The following is a 4,310-nucleotide window of genomic DNA, read 5'->3' as shown; positions in this document are numbered from 1 at the left end:
AGGTCGGTGCGTACTACTACTGGTTCGGCGAGAACCGCAACGCCGACAACTCGTTCCGCTACGTCTCCGCGTACCGCTCGACCGACCTGAAGACCTGGGAGTTCCGCCGGCACGTGCTGACGCAGGCGACCGACCCGGAGCTGGCCGGCGCCAACATCGAGCGCCCCAAGGTGATGTACAACGCCGTCACCGGACAGTTCGTCATGTGGATGCACAAGGAAGGCAGCGCCACCGACTACAGCGAGGCCCGGGCGGCCGTCGCGGTCTCCGCCACCGTCGACGGCGACTACACCTGGCGCGGCAGCTTCCGTCCGGCGGGGGCGATGTCCCGGGACATCACCACCTACGTCGACGACGACGGCACCGGCTACATGGTCTCCGCCGCCAACGAGAACCGCGACCTGCACATCTACCGCCTCACCGCCGACTACACCGGCATCGACGCGCAGGTGCAGAGCCTGTGGAACGGCGAGTCCCGCGAGGCCCCGGCCCTGTTCAAGCGCAACGGTGTGTACTTCCTGCTGACCTCCGGAGCCACCGGCTGGGCCCCCAACCAGCAGAAGTACGCGACCGCCGGCAGCATCACCGGCACCTGGAGCGGACTGCGGGACGCCGGCGACGGGATCACCTACGCCAGCCAGACCGCCTTCGTCCTGCCGGTGGTCGGCAGCCAGGGGACCAGCTACCTCTACCTGGGACCAGCTACCTCTACCTGGGCGACCGCTGGGGCAACGCCACGGGCGGCACGGTCAACGACTCGCAGTACGTGTGGCTCCCGCTCGCCTTCCCCACCGACACCACCCTCACCCTGGGCTACTCGCCGCAGATCACCGTGAACGCGGCCACCGGCCGGATCACCCCGCTCAACGCCACCTGGCAGCAACTGGTCGGCCGGCAGAGCGGCAAGTGCGTCGACGTCGGCGAGTACTCCTTCGCCGAGTCGGCCCGGCTCCTCCAGTGGACCTGCGGCAACGGCGCCAACCAGAACTTCTTCCTGAAGGACCTCGGCACCGGCTACGCGCAGGTCATGGCCCGGCACAGCGGCAAGTGCCTGGACGTTCAGGGCGGGTCGACCGTCGACGGGGCCCTCGCCGTGCAGAACACCTGCACCGGTGCGCTGTCCCAGCAGTGGCAGGTCCAGCCGGTCGGCGACGGTTCCGGGAACGTCCGGCTGATCGCCCGGCACAGCGGCAGGTGCCTGGACGTCGTCAACCAGGCCACCAACGACGGCGCCGCGCTCGAACAGTGGGCCTGCAACGGCGGCACCAACCAGCAGTTCGGGCGCCGGACCGCCACGGTCTGACCCCGGGAGCACCGGACCGTCACGGTCCGACCCCGGGCGCGCCCCGCCCCACCGTCGTTCACGCCTCCCCACCGGCACGCCCCTCCCCCCACCCGAGGGGCGTGCCGTTCGCCTGCCCGCTCCCGTCCCCGGAGGACCGATGGCTCCCCGAACGAAGACCCGGCACCGCCCGGCCCGCAACGCCGGCCTGCTCGCGCCGCCGCAGTCGGCCGCGGCCGCCGAACCGGCCCCGTCCGCCCACCTCACCGTCCGGCTCGACCCCTCCTACCAGCAGCAGCCCTTCCAGGGTTGGGGCACCTCGCTGGGCTGGTTCGCCAACGTCACCGGAGGCTGGCCCGAGAACCTGCGCAACCGGCTGGCCGACGAGCTCTTCGGCGCCGAGGGCCTCGGCCTCACCGTCGCCCGCTACAACATCGGCGGCGGCGACAGCCCTGAAACCGTGCCGTACATGCGGCCCGGAGCGGCCGTTCCCGGCTACTGGAACCGTCCCGCGGAGCACGGTCCGCAGGCGGGCGGCCCGGACGGCGGGGCCGGGTCGGAGGACTGGTGGGACCCGGGGAACCCCGATCACTGGAACGCCGCCGCCGACGCCAACCAGCGCTGGTGGCTCACCGCCGCGAAGAGCCGCGGTGCGGACACCTTCGAGGCGTACTCCAACTCCGCCCCGTACTTCATGACCAACAGCGGCCTGGTCTCCGGCGCGGTCGACAGCCGGCAGGACAACCTCCGCCCCGACCAGTACGGCAGGTTCGCCGCCTACCTGGCCGGGGCCGTCAAGCGGGTGCAGGACTCCACCGGCGTCACCTTCGGCTCCCTGTCGCCGGTCAACGAGCCCGGTACGGGGTACTGGCGCGCCGGTGGTCCCCAGGAGGGCTCGCACTGGGAGCACGCCTCCCAGGCGCGGATGATCGGGAGCCTGCGCGGCGCGCTGGACGCGGCGGGCCTGGCCACGCCGGTGGCGGCGATGGACGAGACCGACCCGGTCATGTTCCGGGACGACTGGAACTCCTACCCGGCGGCGACCCGCTCGGCGATCGGCAAGCTCAACGTCCACACCTACGACCCGCAGGGCCGCGCCGGCGCCCGGGACATCGCCAAGGGCTCGGGCAAGCCGCTGTGGATGTCCGAGGTCGACCTCGGCGGCGGCGGACCGCAGGACTTCACCGACATGGACCCCGCCCTCGACCTCGCCGACCGCATCACGGGCGACCTCAAGGAGCTCGAACCCCGGGCCTGGGTGCTCTGGCAGGCCGTCGAGGACTACGAGAACATGACGCCCGCCCACGAGAACTCCAACTGGGGCCTCATCCAGGTCGACCTGACACCCGACGACCCGGGGGCCGAACCCGTTCGCAAGAACAAGAAGTACTGGGCGATGGCGAACTACACCAGGTTCGTCCGGCCCGGCGCCCGGGTCATCGCCACCGATTCCGCCACCACCCTCGCGGCCCTGCGGCCCGGCGGCGCGGGCACGGTGGTCGTCCACACCAACGACACCGGCGCGGCCCAGAACCTCACCCTCGACCTGGCCGGCTACCAGAAGCCGGGCACCGGCACCGCCGTCCAGCGGTACACCACAGACGCCACCAAGGACGTGCGGCGCGAGGCGGACCTGACCGTGACGGCCGCCGCCACGGTGACCACGACGGTCGGGCCCGGCTCGGTCACCACCTTCGTCCTGCCGGGCACGGTCGGTGTGAACGCCTCGACGGCGGTCACACCGGCCGGTGACGCCCGCCAACTGCTGAACGAGAACAGCGGCCTGGCCCTCGCGGCCGGACCCTCCGCCCAGGGCGGGCCCGTCCAGCGCACTCCCGACCCGGCCGACCCGGGGCAGCGGTGGAACGTCACCCGGGTCGGCGGCGGCTGGGACAGCACGGCGACCTACCGGATCAGCAACGCCGCCACGGGCAAGGCGCTGGCCGTGACCGAGGGCGCCCTCGGCTTCGCCGATCCCGGCAACGCGGCGAAGCAGCTGTGGATGCGCTCCACCACCGGCGACGGGCGCGGCACGTTCGTGAACAAGGCCGGCGGGCTCCTGCTGGACGTCGGCGAGGCGGCCCGGTGGGACGGGGCACCGGTGGGCGTCTGGCCCGCCACCGCCGGGAGCAACCAGTCGTGGTCGGTGCGCGGCGCGGGCACGGACGTGTGGCAGCCGGTGACGGTCCGGCGCAGCGGGCTGTGCGTGGAGGCCGTCGGGGGCACGGCCGCTGGGGGCGCGGAGGTCGGGGGCGCGGACGCCGCCGGTACCGCCGTCGTCCAGTCCGACTGCACCGGATCCGCGGCCCAGCAGTGGGCGCTGCGGGCGGGCGGCGCCGGTCAGGTGTCCGTGGTGGTGCGCTCCAGCGGGTTGTGCCTGGACGTGGCGGGCGAGTCCACGGCGGACGGTGCCCCGGTGGTGCAGTACGGGTGCAGCGGGGCGCGGAACCAGGAGTGGTCGGTCCGTCCCACCGGCGGCGGCTGGTCGGCCCTGGTGGCGCGGCACAGCGGCAAGTGCCTGGCCGTCGCGGCGAACGCCGTGGAGCCCGCGGCGGCGCTGGTGCAGGAGCCCTGTGGAGCGGGTGCCGGGCAGCGGTTCAGGATCGGCTGACCCGCCGGTGGCGGCGCGTGTCCCCTTCCGGCCTACGGCGGGGGGCACGCGCGTCCGTCGTGTGCGGTCAGGAGGTGCGTCCCGAGCGTCCCGCGCGACCGGTGCGCGGCGGTGCGGCCGTGCTGGCGCGGACGATCAGTTCGGGCCGGACCACCACCGCCGTGACGGGGGCGTCCTCGCTCGCCGGCGGATCGATCCGGTCGAGCAACCGGGCCACGCACTGGCGCCCGACCTCCTCGAAGTCCTGCCGCACCGTGGTCAGCGGGGGCACGAAGAAGGCCGCTTCGGGGATGTCGTCGAAGCCGACCACGCTGACGTCCTCCGGCACCCGGCGCCCGGCCTCGTGCAGGGCGCGCAGCAGGCCGAGCGCCAGCTGGTCGTTGGCGGCGAGGACGGCGGTGACGTCCGGCTGTGCGG

General features: G+C 73.4%; 2 protein-coding genes and 1 pseudogene. 2 read left to right on the top strand and 1 reads right to left on the bottom strand.

The features are described 5' to 3' along the window. Positions 1 to 1,303 (top strand): annotated as a pseudogene (locus VR45_RS40180) (RICIN domain-containing protein); the annotation flags it as partial. A gap of 139 nt (positions 1,304 to 1,442) precedes the next feature. After that, positions 1,443 to 3,893 (top strand): RICIN domain-containing protein, encoded by a 2,451-nt coding sequence (locus VR45_RS40175; protein ID WP_052709739.1) that lies wholly within the window; start codon positions 1,443 to 1,445, stop codon positions 3,891 to 3,893. Between the two features lie 67 nt (positions 3,894 to 3,960). Here the strand turns inward: VR45_RS40175 and VR45_RS40170 are convergent. Continuing rightward, a partial coding sequence (locus VR45_RS40170) for a substrate-binding domain-containing protein (protein ID WP_045944921.1) occupies positions 3,961 to 4,310 on the bottom strand: 350 nt, incomplete at its 5' end.

Source organism: Streptomyces sp. NRRL S-495 (assembly GCF_000966955.1).
Classification (GTDB): domain Bacteria; phylum Actinomycetota; class Actinomycetes; order Streptomycetales; family Streptomycetaceae; genus Kitasatospora; species Kitasatospora purpeofusca.
This window is presented reverse-complemented; position numbering and strand designations above follow the sequence as displayed.